3 protein-coding genes and 1 pseudogene are annotated in these 2854 nt (G+C 74.1%); 3 read left to right on the forward strand and 1 reads right to left on the reverse strand.

Annotated features, from left to right (window positions below):
* The 3 genes and pseudogenes from IH13_RS0106035 to IH13_RS0106045 form a co-directional block, all read left to right on the forward strand.
* A pseudogene (locus IH13_RS0106035) lies at window positions 1–148 on the forward strand (anti-sigma factor antagonist); the annotation flags it as partial.
* Between the two features lie 103 nt (window positions 149–251).
* Window positions 252–776, forward strand: coding sequence for an EF-hand domain-containing protein (locus tag IH13_RS0106040; protein WP_031081665.1), 525 nt, complete (start codon window positions 252–254; stop codon window positions 774–776).
* 449 nt (window positions 777–1225) lie between these two features.
* Complete coding sequence (locus IH13_RS0106045; protein WP_031081667.1) at window positions 1226–1678, forward strand: ATP-binding protein; 453 nt, start codon at window positions 1226–1228, stop codon at window positions 1676–1678.
* A 60-nt stretch (window positions 1679–1738) separates the two neighbouring features.
* Here IH13_RS0106045 and IH13_RS0106050 read toward each other — a convergent pair whose 3' ends face one another.
* The gene (locus IH13_RS0106050) at window positions 1739–2740 is read right to left on the reverse strand and encodes a GlxA family transcriptional regulator (RefSeq protein ID WP_031081669.1); all 1002 of its coding nucleotides are present in this window, start codon (window positions 2738–2740) and stop codon (window positions 1739–1741) included.
* Window positions 2741–2854: the final 114 nt, after the last annotated feature.

Below are 2854 nucleotides of genomic sequence, written 5' to 3' on the forward strand. Positions count from 1 at the left end.
CCTGCGGCTGATACTCCCGGCCCGCGGCGCGGAGGACGGCTCCCACGTCAACAAGGTGCTCGGCGCTCTCGGGGTACGCAGGCTCTTCGAGGTCTACGCCGACGCCGACTCGGCCACCGACGGGATCTCCCGGCCGCTCACCGCGTGAAACGCGGTGCGCCGTCACCCGGTTGTGGCCCCGTCACCCGGTTGTGACGCCGTCGGCGAGCGGGGGTGACACGGGGCGCCGCGCCACGTCGTACGCTCCGGGCATGGACAGCGCAGAGTACGAGCGCAAGATCGCTCACCGTTTCGCCGCCTTCGACCAGGACGGCAACGGTTACATCGACCGTGCCGACTTCGACGCCGCGGCGGCCCGTCTGCTCGCAGAGTTCGGTACGAGGGCCCGCTGCGACAAGGGGCAGGCGCTCTACTCGGGCGCGGAGGCCTTCTGGCAGGGCATGGCGGGGATCGCCGACGTGGACGGCGACCAGCGGGTCAGCCGCGAGGAGTTCGTGGGCGGCGCGGTGAAGCGGCTGCGCGACAGTCCCGAGCGCTTCGCGGAGATCGCCCGGCCCTTCCTGCGGGCCGCCCTCGCCGTGGCGGGCGGGGACGGCCCCACGGGGGCGGCCCCGGTCGCAGCCGTGGAGCGGGCCCTGCGGGTGCTGGGCGCCGGGGCCGACGTCGCGGGCGTGGCGGCCCGGAGCCTGGACACCGACCAGGACGGCCGGGTCGCCGAGCAGGACGCGGTCGCCGCGTTCTCCGCGTACTTCACCGTGATCGCGCCGGACGCCTGAGGAGCGCCCGGCGGGTCCCGACCGGCCCTGGCCGAGGGGTGACGCAGCGCAGTCGGAGGTGGTCCGAACTCTCGTCCGGAGCGGTCACCGGGCGGAGTCGGACGTTCCGCTCGGGTACGCTCCGTGGGGTGCGAGTGGTGGTGGAACCGGAGACTCCGGGGGTGGCCCGTGGGGTCGCTCCGGTCCCGGGACGGCGCCCCGCTCGCGGACCGAGGGGCAGGGCCGGACCTGCCGGGGAGCCGATCCCCGAAGCGCCGGCGCGCCCCTGTTCGACTCACCGCAGCGTGCGTCGCACAGTATGCACCACGGGTACTCCTTCACGTTGGAATATGCCCGAAGCGCTTGTTGCGGTGACTGTACGTCAACCATGCTGTCTCGTAGGGGAGTCACGTTCCGTGACCCCGAGGATGCGCGAGGCGATGTGTCCGCCGGTTCGGATGGTGTGAGCGGTGCAGGTGCTTCAGGTTCAGCTGGAAGTGGGGCCGGATCCCGCGGAAGTGGGACGGGCCCGGAGATGGGCGCGGTCGCGCCTGGCCGGATCCGGATGGGAGGACGACGACTCGCTCGCCGAGACGCTCGTCCTGCTGATCTCGGAGCTGGTGACCAACGCGGTGGTCCACACGGGCTGCCCCGCCGCCGTACTGCGGATGCTGTTCGGCTCCGCGGAGTCGGCGGGGACGGTCCGGGTCGAGGTGGCCGACGCCAGCTGTCGCCCGCCCCGGCCGCGGCGCGCGGCGGGTGAGGACACCGGCGGCCGTGGACTGGAGCTGGTGGACGGCCTGGCCGACCGCTGGGGCTGGCAGCCGGAGGGCGCGGGGAAGCGCATCTGGTGCGAGATCGACCGGGGTGCCCCGGTGACCCCGGGCGGGCAGTCGGACGCCCGGGGCGGCGCGCGCGTCTGAGGGCGCCGGAGTCCGTGGGCGAAGGTCCCGTACCGGGGGCCGGACCCGGCCGGGCCCGGCTCAGCGTGCCCGGGCCCCCTCCGCGCCCCGCGCGCGGAACGTCCGCCGGTAGACCGTCGGCGGCACGCCCAGCGCCGCCTGCACATGCTGGCGCAGGGAGGTCGCCGTACCGAAGCCCGCGTCGCGTGCCACCTGGTCGACCGACAGGTCCGTGGACTCCAGCAGGTGCCGTGCCCGCTCCACCCGCTGCTGCGTCAGCCACTGCCCCGGACTGACGCCGGCCTCGTCACGGAAGCGGCGGGTGAACGTCCGCACGCTCATGGACTCCTGCTGGGCCATGTCCCGCAGCAGGATGGGCCGTTCCAGCCTGCCGAGCGCCCAGGCCCGTGCCGCGGCCGTGGTGGCCGACCCCGCCTCGGGCAGCGGCCGCCGGACGAACTGCGCCTGGCCGCCGTCGCGGTGCGGGGGGACGACGGTGTGCCGGGCGACGTCGTTGGCCACCGCGGTGCCGTGGTCCTCCCGCACGATGTGCAGGCAGAGGTCGATCCCGGCGGCCACACCGGCCGAGGTCAGGACGTCGCCGTCGTCGATGAACAGCACGTCCGGATCGACGCGGACCCGGGGGAAGAGCCGCTGGAAGTGCTCGGCGGAGGCCCAGTGCGTGGTGGCCGGGCGCCCGTCGAGGTACCCGGCCGCCGCGAGGACGTAACCCCCCGTGCAGATGGAGACCATCCGCGTGCCGGGCCTGATGTGCGCGAGGGCGGCGGCCAGTTGGGGGGTGAGTCTGCCCTCCTCGTGTACCGGGCCGAGCTCGTAGGAGGCCGGGACGACGACGGTGTCGGCGGTGGCCAGCGCCTCCGGGCCGTGCTCCACGACGATGTGGAAGTCCGCGTCGGTCAGGACGGGCCCCGGCGGACGGACCGAGCAGGTCACCACCTCGTACAGCTTCCCGCCCCGGTCGCGCGGACCCGGGTGCCGCGCGAGACCGAAAATCCTTTGGGGTATGCCCAGTTCGAAGGGGAGCAGCCCGTCGAGGGCGAGGACGACGACACGGTGTGGCACGGGGACTCCTGTCCGGCCATGGATTGGGTGTTCCCGGCTGGGGCCTGGTAGACGTCCCTGCCATGAGGGAGAAGCCGCAGGGCCGTTCATCCATTCCCGCCGCCGCCGGCCGTG

It is taken from the genome of Streptomyces sp. NRRL WC-3549 (assembly GCF_000721935.1).
In the GTDB taxonomy this organism is placed as follows: domain Bacteria; phylum Actinomycetota; class Actinomycetes; order Streptomycetales; family Streptomycetaceae; genus Streptomyces.

Bases quoted from the DNA above. Each gene is read 5' to 3' on its own strand.
- IH13_RS0106040 (WP_031081665.1), top strand. From the start codon at position 252: ATGGACAGCGCAGAGTACGAGCGCAAGATCGCTCACCGTTTCGCCGCC.